Below are 16,855 nucleotides of genomic sequence, written 5' to 3' on the forward strand. Positions count from 1 at the left end.
AAACACCCAGGCCGGCGAGGCTCACAGGCCTCTCACTAAACTGGTGCGATGACACCGCTGGATGGCCTGCACTGGCCCAACCGCTTCGCCGCGCTGGGGACCGATTTCTACACCGAGCTGCCGGCCCAGGGCCTGCCTGACCCGCACTGGGTCGCCACCAGCCCGGGCTGCGCCGAGCTGCTGGGCTGGCCCGCCGATTGGGCGTCGCGCAGCGGCGCGCTGGACACGTTCTCTGGCAATACCACCTGGCCCGGCATGCGCCCGCTGGCCTCGGTCTACAGCGGCCACCAGTTCGGCGTCTGGGCCGGCCAGCTGGGTGACGGCCGCGCGCTGTGGCTGGGCGAGGTCGACGCGCCCGGCGGCCCGCTGGAGCTGCAGCTCAAGGGCGCCGGCATGACGCCCTACTCCCGCCGCGCCGACGGCCGCGCCGTGCTGCGCTCGTCCATACGCGAGTTCCTGTGCTCCGAGGCCATGGCCGCACTGGGCGTGCCGACGACGCGGGCGCTGTGCATCACCGGCTCGCACCTGCCGGTGCGGCGCGAGACCCTCGAGACCGCCGCCGTCGTCACGCGCGTCGCGCCCAGCTTCATCCGCTTCGGCCACTTCGAGCACTTCGCACACCACGGCCAGCCCGACGCGCTGCGCCGCCTGGCCGACTGGTTCATCGCCCACCACGCGCCGGAATGCGCCAGCGCGCCCGAGCCCGCCGTCGCGCTGCTGCAGAAAGTGGCGCTGCAGACGGCCGACCTCGTTGCGCATTGGCAGGCCATCGGCTTCTGCCACGGCGTCATGAACACCGACAACATGTCCCTGCTGGGCCTGACGCTGGACTACGGGCCCTTCGGCTTCATGGATGCGTTCGACCCCGGCCACATCTGCAACCACAGCGACGACCGTGGCCGCTACGCCTATGCGCGCCAGCCCGGCGTGGCGTTCTGGAACCTGCATGCGCTGGCCCAGGCGCTGATGCCGCTGCTGCCCGTCGCCACCGAGCAGGAGGCCGAAGCGTCGGGCGAGCGGCTGCTGGAGGCCGTGGACGCCTTCCGTGGCCGCTTCGCGAGCCAGATGCTCGGCCGCATGCGCGCCAAGCTGGGCCTCACGGGCGAAGACGACGGCGACCAGGCGCTGGCCGACGACTTCCTGAAGCTGATGGCCGCGTCACGCGCCGACTTCACGATCACATTCCGCCGCCTGTCCCGCGCGCTCTCCGACCCCGAGCCGCTGCGCGACCTGTTCATCGACCGCGATGCGCTGGACGCCTGGCTGGCCCGCTGGCGCACCCGCGTGGCGCCCGACGCCGAGGCGCGCATGCTGGCCGTCAACCCCGCCGTCGTGCTGCGCAACCACCTGGCCGAAGGCGCCATCCAGGCCGCGCAGCGGGGCGACTTCAGCGAAGTCGGGCGGCTGCTGAAAGTTCTGAGCCGCCCGTTCGACGAACCCGAGAACCCGGCCGACGCGGCCCTGCCGCCCGACTGGGCCCACAGCCTCGAAGTCTCCTGCTCATCATGACCCACGACAGCACCAAGACCTACCCCGTCCAGAAGACCGACGCCGAATGGCGCGAGCAGCTGGACCCGATGCAGTACCAGGTCGCCCGCCATGCGGCGACGGAACGTGCCTTCACCGGCAAGTACTGGGACCACTTCGAGAACGGCCACTACAACTGCGTCGGCTGCGGCACGCCGCTGTTCGAGGCCGACACCAAGTTCGATGCCGGCTGCGGCTGGCCCAGCTACTGGGCGCCGGTGAACAGCGAGGTCATCGAGCGCGTCGTCGACCGCAGCCACGGCATGGTGCGCGTGGAGGTGCGCTGCAACCAGTGCGGATCGCACCTGGGCCATGTGTTCCCGGACGGCCCCGAGCCCACCGGCGAGCGCTACTGCATCAACTCGGCCGCCATCGACTTCGTCGGGGAGAATTAGCCCACTACCTACTCGCTCCGCGAGCCCCCTCAAGGGGCACGGCCAGCGGCCCGGCAAAGCCGGTTCCGCGGCAGTCGCTTGGGAAGGCACTCCGCCTCGACGGTCCATTGAAGATGAAATTACTGCTCGACTTCCTGCCGCTCATCCTGTTCTTCATCGCCTTCAAGGGCGCGGAAGGCAACCCCGAGGCTGCGGCCGCATTCGCGACACAGCATTTCGGCTTCCTCGTACAGGGCGGCGTCGTGGGCCCCAAGGAAGCGCCCGTGCTGCTGGCCACCGTGGTCGTCATGCTGGCCACGCTGGCGCAGGCCGCCATCCTCAAAGTGCGCGGCCAGAAGATCGACCTGATGCTGTGGATCAGCCTGGCGCTGGTCGTCGTGCTGGGCGGCGCGACGATCTGGTTCCACAACGAGACCTTCATCAAATGGAAGCCCACCGGCCTGTACTGGGCCATGGCGCTCACGCTCTGGCTCTCGCTGGCCGTGTTCGGCAAGAACCTCATCCAGGCCATGCTGGGCGCGCAGCTCAAGCTGCCCGATGCCATCTGGGCCACGCTCAACCGCGCCTGGGTGCTGTTCTTCGCGGCGATGGGCGTCGTCAACCTCTACGTCGCCTACAACTTCTCCACGTCGGCCTGGGCCAACTTCAAGGTCTTCGGCGTCACCGGCCTCATCCTGGTGTTCACCGTCGCACAGAGCGTCTACCTCGGCAAGCACCTGCCGCCCGAGGAGGACAAGCCATGAGCATCGCCGCCGACATTGAACGCCGGCTGCAGGCCGAGCTGGCCCCGTCGCTGCTGACGATCCGCGACGACAGTGCCGACCACGCCGGCCATGCCGGCGCCCGCGAGGGGGGGCACTTTCATGTGACCATCGTGTCGGCCCGCTTTACCGGTCTGCAAAGAATCGCGCGCCACCGCCTCGTCTATCATTGCCTGACCGACCTGATGCAGCGCGGCATCCACGCCCTGGCGATTGACGCCAAGGCGCCGGGTGAAGCCTGAAGGCCGGGCGTGACCAAACCACGCGCCCAATCCGGGCGCGATTTTTTTAGCACCACCTGATCTCTCCATCCATGAAGAAGTTTGCGCTCGCCGCCGCCGTCGCGGCACTGGTCCCGGCCGCTGCCATCGCGCAGAACATCGCCACCGTCAACGGCAAGCCCGTGCCCAAGGCCCGCATGGAGACGCTGATCCAGCAGGTCACCAAGAGCGGCCAGCAGCAGCGCTCGCCTGAACTGGAAGCCCAGGTCAAGGACGAAGTCGTCCGCCGTGAGATCTTCATGCAGGCCGCCGAGAAGGCCGGCATCCCGCAAAGCAGCGACTACAAGGCCCAGATGGAACTGGCCCGCCAGATGCTGCTGATCCGCGGCCTGATGGAAGACTTCAAGGCCAAGAACCCGGTGGCCGACGCCGAGGCGCAAGCCGAGTACGACAAGTTCAAGGCCGCCAACACCGGCAACGAATACCGCGCCCGCCACATCCTGGTGGACAAGGAAGAAGACGCCAAGGCCCTGATCGCCCAGATCAAGGGCGGCGCCAGCTTCGAGGAACTGGCCAAGAAGAACTCCAAGGACACCGGCTCGGCCCAGAACGGCGGCGACCTGGACTTCGCCAACCCCAACAACTTCGTGCCCGAATTCAGCAAGGCCATGACCGCGCTGCAAAAGGGTGAGATGACGCAAGAGCCGGTGAAGAGCCAGTTCGGCTACCACATCATCAAGCTGGAAGACACCCGCGCTGCCACCTTCCCGGCCTTTGACGACGTCAAGGCCCAGATCAAGCAGCGCATCGAACAGCAGAAGATGGCCGAGTTCCAGGACGGCCTGATCAAGAAGGCCAAGACCGACTACACCTTCAGCAAGTAAGCTGCTCAGCAGACCTACGCCAAGACCCGCTCCGGCGGGTCTTTTGCCATCTGAGCCCCACGCCATGACTGACGCCCACGACGCCCTCAGCACCCGCCTCGTCCACGCCACCGGTGGCGACCGCCATTCCGGCGGCGTCCACGCGCCCGTCCACCCGTCCGTGCAGTACGCCTACGACAAGGTCGAGGACCTGATCGGCGTGTTCCAGGGCAAGGTCAAAGGCAGCTTCAACTACGCGCGTCAGGGCACGCCGACGACGGCAGCGCTGGAAGCCGTCATCACCGAACTGGAAGGCGGCACCGGCAGCATCAGCTTCGCCACCGGCATGGCAGCGCTGACGGCGCTGTTCCTGACGCTGCTCAAGGCTGGCGACCACCTCGTCACCAGCGCCCGCGTGTTCGGCAACACCAACAGCCTGTTCCAGACGCTGGAGGGCCTGGGCATCGCCGTCAGCCGCGTCGACGCCGGCGACGTGGCTGCCGTGCGGGCCGCGCTGCGGCCCGAGACGCGCATGGTGTTCGCCGAGACCATCGCCAACCCCAGCACGCGCATCCCCGACCTCGAAGGCATTGGCGCGCTGTGCCGTGAGCACGGACTGCTGTACGTCGTCGACAACACGGTCACGTCACCGGCGCTGTGCCGGCCGAAGCACTTCGGCGCCGGCCTCGTCATGAACTCGCTGACCAAGACGCTGGCCGGCCACGGCGAGGCGCTGGGCGGCGCGGTCACCGACACCGGCTGCTTCGACTGGTCCAGCTACCCCAACATCTTCCCGGCCTACCGCCAGGGCGACCCACGCGGCTGGGGCCTGCAGCAGATCCGCAAAAAGGGCCTGCGCGACATGGGCGGCACGCTGTCCAGCGAAGCGGCGCACCGCATCCTCGTCGGCATGGAGACGCTGGAGTTGCGCCTGAAGCGCAGCAGCGACACGGCGCTGGCGCTGGCCCGCCATCTGGCGGCCCACCCGGCCATCGCCAAGGTGCACTACCCGATGCTGGACAGCCACCCCGAGCACGCCCGCGCCCGCGACTGGTTCGGCGGCGGCTCGTGGATGATGGCCTTCGAGCTGGGCGACGCCGGCCGCCTCGTCGACGTGCTGAACCGGCTGCGCCTGCCGCTGAAGGCCACGGGCCTGGCCGACACGCGCTCGCTGATCATCCCGGTGGCGCCGACCATCTTCTGGGAGATGGGCGCCGAAGCCCGCGCCGCGATGGGCATTGCCGACGGGCTGGTGCGGCTGTCGGTGGGGCTGGAAGCGGCGGAAGACCTGATCGCTGACTTCGACCAGGCGCTGGCCGCCTGACGGACTGCCCGGGCCGAGCGCCGGGCCGCCCCAAGCCGGCCCGTCGGGCGATGTGCTCGCGGCTCGATGCCGTGCGCATCGCCATCCCCCGGGGGGCCGACCGGGCGCGCCCGCGTTCAGCGAGGCCAGACCGGGCGAGGGGCTCAGGCGACAGCCAGCCTGCCCGCCTCGATGCGCAGCTGGCGCTCACAGCGCGCCGCGATCTCGCGGTCGTGCGTGACGAGCACCAGCGTCGTGCCGGCCTCGCGGTTGAGCTCGAACATCAGTTCCATCACGGCCGCGCCGGTCGCGAAGTCCAGGCTGCCGGTGGGCTCGTCGGCCAGCAGCAGCGCAGGCCGCTGCACAAAGGCACGCGCCAGCGCCACGCGCTGCTGTTCGCCGCCCGACAGCACGCGCGGGTAATGGCCCAGGCGTTCCCCCAGGCCCACACGGCCCAGCATCGCAGCCGCCTGGTCACGGGCATCGCGCGCGCCGCGCAGCTCCAGCGGCAGCATCACGTTCTCCAGTGCCGTCAGGTTGGGCAGCAGCTGGAAGCTCTGGAACACGAAGCCCAGCTCCTGTGCGCGCACGGCGGCGCGCTGGTCCTCATCCAGCGTGAACAGGTCCTGCCCGCGCAGCTTGACGGTGCCCGCGCTGGGCACATCCAGGCCCGCCAGGATGGCCAGCAGCGTGCTCTTGCCGGAGCCCGATGCCCCCACGATCGCGACGGACTCCTGCGCGGTCAGCTCGAAACTGATGTCATGCAGAATCGTCAGCTCCCCGGTCGCGTCGCGCACGCGCTTGGTGATCTGATCAACTTGGACAAGGACTTCGGGCATGTCGGGACTGCGGCGGCGTTGGTGGTTGGCGCACTTTAGCGTTGGGGCGCTGGCCAGCTGGACGTCAGGGGTCACTGCGGCGGCCGAAGCGCCCGTGGTGCTCGTCGTCGGCGACAGCCTGTCGGCCGAATACGGCATCGCCGCCGGCAGCGGCTGGGTGGCACTGCTGCAGGCGCGGCTGGCGCAGCAGAAGAAGCCGCATCGCGTCGTCAACGCCAGCATCAGCGGCGACACGACGGCGGGCGGCCGCAGCCGCCTGCCCGCCGCGCTGCGCACGCATAAGCCGGCCATCGTCATCCTCGAGCTGGGCGGCAACGACGCGCTGCGCGGCCTGCCGCTGAGCGGCACGCGCGACAACCTGCTGGCCATGGCACGCGCCGCGCAGGCGGCCGGTGCCAAGGTCGTCATCGTCGGCATGCAGGTCCCGCCGAACTACGGTGCCAGCTATGGGCGCGAGTTCGAGGGCCTGTTTGGTGACGTGGCCAAGCAGGTCAAGGCCGGCCTCGTGCCCTTCCTGCTGAAAGGGGTGGCCGACCGGGCCGACGCGCTGGAATGGTTCCAGCCCGACCGCATCCACCCGCTGGCCAAGGCCCACCCGACGATGCTGGACAACGTCTGGCCGGCGCTGCGGCCGCTGCTCTGACGCGGCGCCCGCGCGGGCGCCGGGCCTGACTCAGCGCAGGTCGTGGCCCTGGCGCTGCGGGCCGTCGGTGTTGCGGCGCTCGGGGCGCTCCTGGCGGGCCGGCACGCCGTCCTGGCGTGCGCGCTGAGGGCTGTCGTTGCGGGGCTGCTGCGCCTCGCGAGGCGGCTGGGGCATCTGCGCACGCGGCTCCTCACGGCGCATCGGCAGCTCGCGCTGCTGCATGTCGCGCTGCTGCTGGAAGGCCTCACGGCGCTGCTGCATCTCGCGTTGCTGGGCTTCGCGCTGTTGCATCTCGCGCTGTTGGGCCTCGCGCTGCTGCATCTCGCGTTGCTGCATCTCGCGTTGTTGGGCCTCGCGCTGCTGCATCTCACGCTGCTGCATCTCACGCTGCTGGGCTTCGCGTTGCTGCATGTCGCGCTGCAACTGCTGTTGCTGCTGTAGCTGTTGCTGCTGCTGCTGTTGCTGTTGCGCCGCGCGCTGCGCCTGCTCGCGCTGGAACTGCTCCTCACGGCGCATCTGGTGCTCGCGCTGCGGGCCCCAGGGCACGTTCTCGGGCCCGCCGCGCGGCGCCTCCTGCGCCGGCCGGGCTGGCTGCGCCGGCTCCTGGGCAACCGGCAAGCCCGGCAGGCCCGGCTGGGCAACGGGTTGCGGCGTGACGGGGCGCTGCGGCGCGGTCACCACGGCGGCCGGCGGCGTCGCCTCCGACCCGCGGCGAGGCTCGCGGCGCAGGGGCAGCTGGTCGTCACTGCGCCAGCCCATGCCGGGCTCGCGGTCTCGCTCGCGCTCCCGGCGATGCGGCATCTCGGCCTCGGCAGGCCGCGTCGGCAGGGCCGGCAGCACAGCGGCCAGGTCACCGCGGCCCGGCGCCACCGGCAGCGGGCGGTTCCAGCCCGGCTCGGGCTTGCGGTCAGGGCCGCGCACCGGCAGCGGCTGGATGGCCGCGCCCGGGGCGGGCAGCGTGCTGACGGCATGCGGCACGTCGCGGTAGCGGTGCGGGCGCTGCACGGTGACGGGGTCGCGCGCCTCACGCCAGGGGTTCACGCGATGCACATGATGCGGCGTGTGGCGATAGGCGGGCACGTAGACCTCGCGCGGCGCCAGCGGGTACCAGCCAAAGCGCGGCGGTGGCGCCCGATGGCCGATGCTGATGCCCACGCTCACCGAGCCACCGCCCACCCAGCCCACCAGGGCCGGCGCGTAAACGGGGCGATGCACGTAGGGGCCCGGCGCCCAGCACCAGCGGCCGCGCCAGCTGACCCAGCGCCCGTAGTGGAAGGGCGCGAAGCCCCAGGGAGCGTCGTCCACCCAGGTCCAGCCCCAGTGGCGCGACCACACCCAACGGCCGTGGCGGTACGGCGCCCAGTCGGCCACCACCAGCGTGGTGGGGATCCACAGGTTGCCGTACTCGGTCGACGTCTCCCAGCGGCCATGGCGGTCCAGGTCCTCGGCGCCAGTCATTTCGGGCGAGATGTAGCGGGCCACAGGGCGGTCGCCCTCGGCGCGGCTCTCGGCCAGCACCCAGTCGCCGAAGCCGTCGGCGTACAGCGAGCTGCGCTCCGCGCGCGGGCCGTCAGGCCACCACAGCTCCACCTGCTCGCCGCTGCCCAGCGACACCGGCGCCGCACCGCGGGCCCAGTCAAAGCGCAGCCGGCCCTGCCAGACGTAGACCTTGGTGCCACGGTCCAACTGCTCGACGCGGTACAGGCCCTCGCGCTCCGGCTGGGCCGTGCCCTCGCGGGTGCGCAGCCGCGTCTCGGCCACGTTCTCGGCGTTGCGCAGCCGGATGGCAACGTCGCCGCGATCGACTTGCAGCAGCGTCTGCCCGTCGTCCAGCTGGGTCAGCTCCAGGTCGCTGCGCTCGTCCAGCCAGATGGAGGTGGAGCCGGCACGCAGCGACACGCGGCCGCGCTCGTCGGTGCGCACGCGGTCGCCCTCGCCCACGGTCTGGTTGCGCGTAAGGCGGGTCCATTCGCGGGTGTCGTGGTCGAACAGCCAGGCGTCGCCGACGACCTCGACGACACGGGCCGCGCGCGCGGGCGGGTCGCGGTCAGCCTCCTGCGCGCGGGCGCCGGGGGCGATGGCCACCAGCAAGGCCATCGCAAGGATGCGCCACTGGCGGCGCGACAGGGCGAGCGGAGAGTCGGTGAAAGTGTTCATGAGCTGCTGCTCCTTTGCGCCTGCGCAACGCGGGCGGCCCGCGGGCGGTGCACCGCGCTTACAAGTTTTTCAATTGGGCCGGGCTGGGGCTGGCGTCAGTCGTCGTCGCTGTTCGGGTCCAGCTCCGGAAACAGCACCGACGTGAAGCCGAAGCGCGTGAAGTCGGTGACGCGCATGGGGTACAGGATGCCGTCCAGGTGGTCGCACTCGTGCTGCACCACCCGGGCATGAAAGCCGTCGGCGATGCGGTCGATGGGGTGGCCGTCGGCATCGAAGCCGGTGTAGCGGATGCGCTCGTCCCGCTCGACGACGCCGCGCAGCCCCGGCACCGACAGGCAGCCCTCCCAGCCCTCGGTGCGGCCGCCGTCCAGCACCTCGATGACCGGGTTGATCAGCACCGTGGGCGGCACGGGCGGGGCCTCCGGGTAACGGGGGTTCTTGGAGTAACCGAAAATGACGAGCCGCAGGTCGACGCCGATCTGCGGCGCGGCCAGGCCGGCGCCGTTCGCGGCGGCCATGGTCTCGAACATGTCCGCAATCAGCGCTTTCAGCGCCGGCGTGCCGAATTCGGCGACCGGCTTGGCGACGCGCAACAGGCGCGGGTCCCCCATCTTCAGGATCTCGTGTACGGCCAAGCGGGCCTCCCAGGTCAGAACGTGGCCGATTCTAGAAACTCACCCTCATGCTCGACTTCCTCGACGACCTCGGCCACGGCATCTACGCCATCGACACCGGCTTCCAGCGCCCGCGCTTCGACGCCGCCTACCTGATGGTGGAAGACGGCCGCGCCGCCTTCATCGACACGGGCACCAACCACGCCGTGCCCCGCCTGCTGGCCGCGCTGGAGGCACTGGGCCTGGCGCGCGACGCGGTGGACTGGGTCATCCCCACCCATGTGCACCTGGACCATGCCGGCGGCGTGGGCCTGCTGATGGACGCCCTGCCCCGCGCCCGCGCGCTCATCCATCCACGCGGCCTGCGCCACCTGGTGGACCCCAAGGCGCTGTGGCTGGGCGCCATGGCCGTCTACGGCGAGGCCGAGATGCTGCGCAGCTACGGCCGGCTGGTGCCGGTGCCCGCCGAGCGCGCCGAGGCCAGCCATGACGAGCAGGTGCTGATGCTGGCCGGCCGGCCGCTGCGCCTCATCGACGCGCCCGGCCACGCGCGGCATCACCACGCCATCTGGGACGAACGCAGCCGCAGCTGGTTCACCGGCGACACCTTCGGCCTGTCCTACCGCGTCTTCGACGTGGACGGCCGCGCCTGGCTGACGCCGACGACGACGCCGGTGCAGTTCGAACCCGAACCACTGAGGGCCACCACGCAGCGACTGCTGGACGCCCGGCCCGAGGCCATGCTGCTGACCCACTACGGCCGCGTGGGCGGCTCGGGAGCCGAGGTGCGCCGGCTGGCGGCGCAGATGCTGGCGCAGGTGGACGCGATGGTGGCGCAGGCGCAGGCGCTGCGCGATGCGCCGGACCGGCACGAGCGGCTGAAGGCTGCGCTGCTGGACGGCTACCTCGCGCAACTGCGCGCCCACGGCCACGCCGCGGGCGACGACGCGGCCGATTGGCTGGCCATGGACGCCGAGCTCAACGCGCAAGGCCTGGAAGTCTGGCTGGACCGCCCGCCGCGCTGAGGCGTCGCACTGGGGCCGGGCGGCACCAGCACCATGCGGGTGCGGCGCCGGGCCGCATCCGCACCACCCCCGTGCTGGGCAAGCCCACCCGGCCACCGCCCGCCCGGGCCTGGGGCGGGCATGGCTTTTGCAAATGCCCTGTCGAGGCGCCGCGCGAAAGCGGGCTCCCGATCTCTTCAAACCATCGCCAACGGCGGCGAGTGCCTCGCAAGCAGTCCTCCTCTCGGGGCAGGCCTGCGCAGGCAGTCTCTTCAAACCGCGCCCGACAGGGTGCCGCCGAGGGTGCTGGCTTTGCTGTCGGCCCGTGGGCGGCTGTTGTTGACAGGAAAGCCATGCATATCGTCCTCATCGGCCACGGAATGGTGGGCCAGAAATTTCTCGAATCCCTCGCCGAGGGCCCCGCGGCTGCACAGGTGCAGGTGACGGTGCTGTGCGAGGAGCCGCGGCCGGCCTATGACCGCGTGCACCTGTCCGAGTTCTTCTCGGGCAAGACGGCCGAGGACCTGTCGCTGGTGCCGGCCGGGTTCTTCGAGAAGCACCCGCACTTCCAGCTGCGCCTGGCCGCCAAGGCCACCGCCATCGAGCGCCGCGACAACACCGTGACGCTGGCCGACGGCTCGGTCATCCGCTACGACAAGCTGGTGCTGGCCACGGGCTCCTACCCCTTCGTGCCGGGCGTGCCGGGCCGCGAGCGCCCGCACTGCCACGTCTACCGCACCATCGAAGACCTGGAGGCCATGCAGGCCAGCGGCCAGGTGAGCAAGAGCGGCGTCGTCATCGGCGGCGGCCTGCTGGGCCTGGAATGCGCCAAGGCGCTGCGTGACATGGGCCTGCAGACGCATGTCGTCGAGTTCGCACCGCGCCTGATGGCCGTGCAGGTGGACGACGGCGGCGGCCGCGTGCTGCGCGAGAAGATAGCGGCGCTGGGCGTGCAGGTGCACACCAGCCGCAACACGGTCGAGATCACCGACGGCGTGAGCGCCCGCCACCGCCTGGTGTTCACCGACGGCACCTGGCTGGAGACCGACATGCTGGTGTTCTCCGCCGGCATCCGCCCGCGCGACGAGCTGGGCCGGCAGAGCGCGCTGGCCATCGGCCCGCGCGGCGGCATCGTCGTCGACGACCAGTGCCTGACCAGCGACCGCCACATCTACGCCATCGGCGAGGTGGCCTCGTGGCGCGAGCAGACCTTCGGCCTCGTGGCCCCCGGCTACGAGATGGCCCGCGTGGTGGCCCGCCACATTGCGGGCGACGCCGAGGCCGCCTTCGCTGGCGCCGACATGAGCACCAAGCTCAAGCTGATGGGTGTGGACGTGGCCAGCATCGGCGACGCGCACGGCAAGACACCGAAGAGCCGCAGCTACCAGTTCGTCGACGAGCGCAAGCAGATCTACAAGAAGATCGTCGTCAGCGAGGACGGCCAGTTCCTGCTGGGCGCCGTGCTGGTGGGCGACGCCGAGGAGTACGGCACGCTGCTGCAGATGGCGCTCAATGGCATCAAGCTGCCGGCCGACCCCGAGTTCCTGATCCTGCCGAGCAGCGACGGCAAGGCCAAGGTCGGCATCGGCCCCGACGCGCTGCCCGACAGCGCCCAGCTGTGCTCGTGCAACAACGTCACCAAGGGCCAGATCTGCGCGGCCGTCGGCGAGGGCTGCACGACCATCGCCGACATCAAGGCCTGCACCAAGGCCGGCGCCACCTGCGGCGGCTGCGTGCCGCTGGTCACACAGGTCATGAAGCTGGAGATGGCCAAGCGCGGCATGGCCGTCAACAACCATCTCTGCGAGCACTTCCCGCATTCGCGCCAGGAGCTCTACCACCTGATCCGCGTCGGCGGCATCAAGACCTTCAGCGAGCTGCTGGCCAAGCACGGCAAGGGCCTGGGTTGCGACATCTGCAAGCCCGCCGCGGCGAGCATCTTTGCGTCGTGCTGGAACGACTTCGTGCTCAAGGCCGAACTCGCCAGCCTGCAGGACAGCAACGACTACTTCCTCGGCAACATCCAGAAGGACGGCAGCTACTCCGTCGTGCCGCGCATGCCGGGTGGCGAGGTCACGCCCGACGGCCTGATCGCCGTGGGCCAGATCGCCAAGAAGTACGGCCTGTACACCAAGATCACCGGCGGCGCCCGCGTGGACATGTTCGGCGCGCGGGTGGAGCAACTGCCGCTGATCTGGGAGGAGCTGATCGCGGCTGGCTTTGAGTCCGGCCACGCCTACGGCAAGAGCCTGCGCACGGTGAAGAGCTGCGTGGGCAGCACGTGGTGCCGTTATGGCGTGGACGATTCGGTGGGCCTCGCCGTCGAGATCGAGAACCGCTACAAGGGCCTGCGCGCGCCGCACAAGATCAAGTTCGGCGTCTCCGGCTGCACGCGCGAATGCGCCGAGGCCCAGGGCAAGGACGTGGGCATCATCGCCACCGACAAGGGCTGGAACCTCTACGTCTGCGGCAACGGCGGCATGAAGCCGCGCCACGCCGAGCTCATCGCCAGCGACCTGTCCAAGGCCGACCTGATCAAGTACGTGGACCGCTTCCTGATGTTCTACGTGCGCACGGCCGACCGCCTGCAGCGCACCAGCACCTGGCGCGACAACATGGAAGGCGGCCTGGACTACCTGAAGAGCGTCGTCATCGACGACAAGCTGGGCCTGGGCGCCGAGCTCGAAGCCCAGATGCAGGCCGTCGTCGACAGCTACCAGTGCGAGTGGAAGACCGCCGTGACAACGCCCGAAGTGCGCCAGCGCTTCCGCAGCTTCGTCAACAGCGACAAGCCGGACGAGCACATCGTCTTCGTCGAGGAGCGCGGCCAGATCCGGCCCGCGCGCGCCGAAGAACGCGAAGAACAACCCGCCTGAGCCCAGCCAAGGAGTACCGCATGAGCCAGTCCTTCACCCCGATTTGCAGCGTCGAGCAGATCCTGCCCAACACCGGGGTCGCAGCCCTGGTGGACGGCCGCCACGTGGCGGTGTTCCGCGTCGGCACGGACCGCTTCCACGCCATCGACAACATCGACCCGCGCTCCGGCGCCAGCGTGCTGTCGCGCGGCCTGGTCGGCAACCTCGGCGAGCGCATCGTCGTCGCCTCGCCGCTGTACAAGAACCACTTCGACCTCAGCACCGGCGAGTGCCTGGAGGTGCCCGAGCAATCGGTGCGGGCGCACGCCGTGCAGGTGCAGGACGGGCGCGTGCTGGTGGCCCTGAGCTGACGACGCGGCGCGGCCGACACGCGGCGCCCAAACAACAACGGCCGGCGTGCAACATGCCGGCCGTTCTGCCTTGCGGCCCGCCCTGATCAGACGTCCAGCCCCAGCTCCTGGATCTTGCGCGTGATCGTGTTGCGCCCGATGCCCAGCTTCTGCGCGGCCTCGATGCGGCGGCCGCGGGTGATGTCCAGCGCGGTCAGGATGAGCTGGGCCTCGAAGCGCTTGGTCAGCGCGTCCCACACATCCGGCTCGCCGGCCGCCAGGCGGGTGCGGGCGTCGGCGGCCATGTCGGCCAGCCAGCCTTCGCCGCTGCTGGTGTTGGCCGGCGCGGCCGGTGCCGCCGACGCGACGGCCGGCGCGGCAGCCAGGCCGGGCGGTGGCGCCGGGGGCGACAGCGGCGCGGCACTCACGTAGCCCGGCTGCAGTTCCTCCGGCAGGTCCTCGGGCTCCACCACCTGGCTGGGCGCCATGACGCTGAGCCAGTGGCAGATGTTCTCCAGCTGGCGCACGTTGCCGGGGAACTCGAAGTTGGTCAGCACGGCCAGCGCGGCGTCAGACAGGCGCTTGGGCTCCACGCCCAGCTCCGTCGCGCTGCGCTGCAGGAAGTGGCGGGCCAGCGCGGGCACGTCTTCCTTGCGCTCGCGCAGCGGCGGCAGGCGCAGGCGGATGACGTTGAGGCGGTGGAACAAGTCCTCGCGGAACACGCCCTGGCGCACGCGCTCTTCCAGGTTCTGGTGGGTGGCCGCGATGACGCGCACGTTGCTGCGCATGGGGCTGTGGCCACCGACGCGGTAGAACTGGCCGTCGGACAGCACGCGCAGCAGACGCGTCTGCAGCTCGAACGGCATGTCGCCGATTTCGTCCAGGAACAGCGTGCCGCCGTCGGCCTGCTCGAAGCGGCCGCGCCGCGACGCCTGCGCGCCGGTGAAGGCGCCGCGCTCGTGGCCGAACAGTTCGGACTCCAGCAGGTCCTTGGGGATGGCCGCCGTGTTGATGGCCACGAACGGGCCCTCGCCGCGAGGGCTGTGCTTGTGCAGCGCGCGGGCGACCAGCTCCTTGCCCGAGCCGCTCTCGCCCGTGATCATCACGGTGACGTTGCTTTGCGATAACCGTCCGATCGCGCGGAACACGTCCTGCATCGCCGGGGCCTGGCCCAGCATCTCGGGCACCTGCGCGGCGGCCTCCTGCTCGCCGGCCTCACGCTGGCTTTCCTCCTGCGCGCGGCGGATGAGTTCCACGGCGCGCGGCAGGTCAAAGGGCTTGGGCAGGTACTCGAAGGCGCCGCCCTGAAAGGCCGACACGGCACTGTCCAGGTCGGAGTAGGCCGTCATGATGATGACGGGCAGCGCGGGCAGGCGCGCCTTGACCTTGGCCAGCAGCTCCAGCCCCGAGCCGCCCGGCATGCGGATGTCGGAGACCAGCACCTGCGGCGAGTCCTCGTCAAGCGCGGCCAGCATGTCGCGCGCATTGCTGAAAGACCGCACCGGCAGCCCCTCGCGGGCCAGGGCCTTCTCGAGCACGAAGCGGATCGAGTGGTCGTCGTCTACAACCCAGATGGATTTCATGCGTGTCCTCGGCTGCCCCGTGGCCTTGTGGGGTTAGGGCAGCGGTAGCGTGATTCTGAAATTCGTCTTGCCCGGCTCGCTTTCGCAATCGATCATGCCCTGGTGTTGCTGGGCGACCGTCTGCGCGAGCGTGAGTCCGAGGCCCGAGCCGCCTTCCCGCCCGGAGACCAGGGGGAAGAAGATGCGATCCCGGATCTCGGCGGGGATGCCGGGACCGTTGTCCTCGACATGCAATTCCAGTGCCAAGCGCCAGCGCTGCTTGCCGATGGTGACCTGCCGGGCCACGCGCGTGCGCAGCAGGATCTGCGCATCACCCGCCGCCATGCGCGCGCCAAGCACCTGGGCCGCGTTCTGCACGATGTTCAACACCATCTGGATGAGCTGCTCGCGGTCGCCGCGGAAGTCGGGCAGCGAGGTGTCGTAGTCGCGCTGGATGGCCAGGCCCTTGGGATGCTCGATGAGCACCAGCGCCCGCACGCGCTCGCAGATCTCGTGGATATTGACGTCGCCCACCACCTGCGCCTTGCGGTGCGGCGCCAGCAGCCGGTCCACCAGGCTTTGCAGGCGGTCGACCTCATGCACGATGACCTGCGTGTACTCGGTCAGTTCGGGGCTGCCGTCCTGCAGCTCCAGCGCCAGCAGCTGCGCCGCGCCGCGGATGCCGCCCAGCGGGTTCTTGATCTCGTGCGCGAGGTTGCGCGTGAGCTCCTTGGTGGCCTGCACCTGGTCGAGGTTGCGCTCGTCGCGGTCCTGGCGGGCGAGCTGGCCAATCTCGATGAGCTCCACCAGCACGCGCGGCGTGCCGGCTGAAGAGGCTTCCATCTGCGAGACGATGACATGCACCGGCAGCCCGTCCTCATGGGCCCAGGCGCCGCGGCGCAGCACGGCGTCGAAACGGCTGCTGGAGTAGTGGTTGGCGGCCACGCCGTCCAACGTCTCGAGCAGACGCTGGGCGTCATCGAACCAGTCGGGCAGTTGAGCCCGCTGCACCGCACGGCGCGACAGCCGCATGGTGTCCTCGAACGCGGCATTGGCGAACAGGCATTCGCCGGCCGCACTGGTGACGACGACCATGGTCGCCAGCAGGTCCAGGCCGGCGAACTCGGCCGGCAGCAAAGAGTGATCAGTCATGGCGCACGGGATCTCCCGCCGCGCCAGGCGCGTCAGGAGGGGAGTTTGGCGATTTCGCGCTTGAGGGCCTGCACATCGGCCTCGAAGCGGGAGACGTTGTCCTTGAGCTCGGCCATGCGGTCGAGGTACTTCTGGTAGTTGCGCTCGTCGCCGCGGCGCTCCTGGCCCGCCGAGAACTCGCGCTGCGCATTGGCCAGGCGCTCCTCGGCCTGGCGCAGCTCGGTCTGCAGCACGCGGCGACGCTCGTCGTCGCGCACCCGCTGCTGGCCGGCATCGACGCGGCCCTCAGCACCGCGCGCGCCTTCTGCCGCCGGAGCCGGCGCCGACGAACGCGGCCGGGGCGTCTGCACCACCGTGATGGGCGAGCCCTCGATCGTGCGACAGCCCTTCTCCTGCGCCTCCTTGGCGGAGAGCGCGTCGGTGTAGAGCACCGGCGGACCGGGGCAGCGATAGACCGTGCCCTGGGCCTGCGCGCCCAGACTGGCGAGAACGAGCAAGGGGGCCAGCAGTCGGTTCAGCATGGCGGCATTGTGGACCAGGCGCGAAGGCCGGATGAGCCAACAAAAAGGGGCCGCAGCAGCGGCCCCCTTGGCGGAGGATGGTCAAGGC

Annotated in this window: 16 protein-coding genes; 10 read left to right on the top strand and 6 right to left on the bottom strand. The window is 70.2% G+C overall.

Translation table 11 applies throughout. The features are described 5' to 3' along the window. The first annotated feature begins 48 nt into the window (after positions 1 to 48). The 6 genes from NYO99_RS16620 (at position 49) to NYO99_RS16645 (ending at position 5,091) form a co-directional block, all read left to right on the top strand. Positions 49 to 1,509, top strand: a complete 1,461-nt coding sequence (locus tag NYO99_RS16620; protein WP_268168362.1) for a protein adenylyltransferase SelO — start codon at positions 49 to 51, stop codon at positions 1,507 to 1,509. Continuing rightward, positions 1,506 to 1,922, top strand: a complete 417-nt coding sequence (gene msrB, locus NYO99_RS16625; RefSeq protein ID WP_268168363.1) for a peptide-methionine (R)-S-oxide reductase MsrB — start codon at positions 1,506 to 1,508, stop codon at positions 1,920 to 1,922. Before NYO99_RS16620 ends, msrB begins: the two co-directional genes overlap by 4 nt. A 113-nt stretch (positions 1,923 to 2,035) precedes the next feature. Then, positions 2,036 to 2,665: a septation protein A gene (locus NYO99_RS16630; RefSeq protein WP_268168364.1), complete on the top strand. Its 630-nt coding sequence runs from the start codon at positions 2,036 to 2,038 to the stop codon at positions 2,663 to 2,665. Continuing rightward, the gene (locus tag NYO99_RS16635; protein WP_268168365.1) at positions 2,662 to 2,925 is read left to right on the top strand and encodes a BolA family protein; all 264 of its coding nucleotides are present in this window, start codon (positions 2,662 to 2,664) and stop codon (positions 2,923 to 2,925) included. Before NYO99_RS16630 ends, NYO99_RS16635 begins: the two co-directional genes overlap by 4 nt. Before the next feature lie 71 nt (positions 2,926 to 2,996). Further along, positions 2,997 to 3,788 carry a peptidylprolyl isomerase gene (locus NYO99_RS16640; RefSeq protein WP_268168366.1) on the top strand — a complete coding sequence of 264 codons (792 nt, stop codon included), beginning with the start codon at positions 2,997 to 2,999 and terminating at the stop codon, positions 3,786 to 3,788. A gap of 64 nt (positions 3,789 to 3,852) precedes the next feature. Beyond that, positions 3,853 to 5,091: a cystathionine gamma-synthase family protein gene (locus NYO99_RS16645; RefSeq protein WP_268168367.1), complete on the top strand. Its 1,239-nt coding sequence runs from the start codon at positions 3,853 to 3,855 to the stop codon at positions 5,089 to 5,091. 143 nt (positions 5,092 to 5,234) lie between these two features. Here the strand turns inward: NYO99_RS16645 and NYO99_RS16650 are convergent, their stop codons facing one another. Then, entirely contained in the window at positions 5,235 to 5,909 is a 675-nt protein-coding gene (locus NYO99_RS16650) for an ABC transporter ATP-binding protein (RefSeq protein ID WP_268168368.1), read from the bottom strand. Between NYO99_RS16650 and NYO99_RS16655 the strand changes: the two genes are divergently transcribed. Next, positions 5,908 to 6,552: an arylesterase gene (locus NYO99_RS16655; protein ID WP_268168369.1), complete on the top strand. Its 645-nt coding sequence runs from the start codon at positions 5,908 to 5,910 to the stop codon at positions 6,550 to 6,552. The two genes, NYO99_RS16650 and NYO99_RS16655, sit on opposite strands and share 2 nt — an antisense overlap. 30 nt (positions 6,553 to 6,582) lie before the next feature. Here NYO99_RS16655 and NYO99_RS16660 read toward each other — a convergent pair whose 3' ends face one another. Both NYO99_RS16660 and def read right to left on the bottom strand, forming a co-directional pair. Next, the gene (locus NYO99_RS16660) at positions 6,583 to 8,709 is read right to left on the bottom strand and encodes a DUF6600 domain-containing protein (RefSeq protein ID WP_268168370.1); all 2,127 of its coding nucleotides are present in this window, start codon (positions 8,707 to 8,709) and stop codon (positions 6,583 to 6,585) included. 95 nt (positions 8,710 to 8,804) lie between these two features. Next, complete coding sequence (gene def, locus NYO99_RS16665; RefSeq protein ID WP_268168371.1) at positions 8,805 to 9,344, bottom strand: peptide deformylase; 540 nt, start codon at positions 9,342 to 9,344, stop codon at positions 8,805 to 8,807. Between the two features lie 47 nt (positions 9,345 to 9,391). Here def and NYO99_RS16670 point away from each other — a divergent pair, with 47 nt between their 5' ends. From NYO99_RS16670 to nirD, 3 genes are all read left to right on the top strand, one after another. Further along, entirely contained in the window at positions 9,392 to 10,348 is a 957-nt protein-coding gene (locus NYO99_RS16670; protein WP_268168372.1) for an MBL fold metallo-hydrolase, read from the top strand. 332 nt (positions 10,349 to 10,680) lie between these two features. Then, the gene (nirB, locus tag NYO99_RS16675) at positions 10,681 to 13,203 is read left to right on the top strand and encodes a nitrite reductase large subunit NirB (RefSeq protein WP_268168373.1); all 2,523 of its coding nucleotides are present in this window, start codon (positions 10,681 to 10,683) and stop codon (positions 13,201 to 13,203) included. A 20-nt stretch (positions 13,204 to 13,223) separates the two neighbouring features. After that, complete coding sequence (gene nirD / locus NYO99_RS16680; protein WP_268168374.1) at positions 13,224 to 13,553, top strand: nitrite reductase small subunit NirD; 330 nt, start codon at positions 13,224 to 13,226, stop codon at positions 13,551 to 13,553. Positions 13,554 to 13,639: 86 nt separating this feature from the next. Here the strand turns inward: nirD and ntrC are convergent, their stop codons facing one another. From ntrC to NYO99_RS16695, 3 genes are read right to left on the bottom strand one after another with little or no spacing between them, the layout of a single operon-like run. Beyond that, complete coding sequence (gene ntrC / locus NYO99_RS16685) at positions 13,640 to 15,115, bottom strand: nitrogen regulation protein NR(I) (protein ID WP_268168375.1); 1,476 nt, start codon at positions 15,113 to 15,115, stop codon at positions 13,640 to 13,642. Positions 15,116 to 15,148: 33 nt separating this feature from the next. Next, entirely contained in the window at positions 15,149 to 16,246 is a 1,098-nt protein-coding gene (glnL, locus tag NYO99_RS16690; protein WP_268168376.1) for a nitrogen regulation protein NR(II), read from the bottom strand. Between the two features lie 32 nt (positions 16,247 to 16,278). Beyond that, positions 16,279 to 16,767: a hypothetical protein gene (locus tag NYO99_RS16695; RefSeq protein ID WP_268168377.1), complete on the bottom strand. Its 489-nt coding sequence runs from the start codon at positions 16,765 to 16,767 to the stop codon at positions 16,279 to 16,281. Positions 16,768 to 16,855: the final 88 nt, after the last annotated feature.

It is taken from the genome of Roseateles hydrophilus (assembly GCF_026712245.1).
Taxonomy (GTDB): Bacteria; Pseudomonadota; Gammaproteobacteria; order Burkholderiales; family Burkholderiaceae_C; genus Pelomonas; species Pelomonas hydrophilus.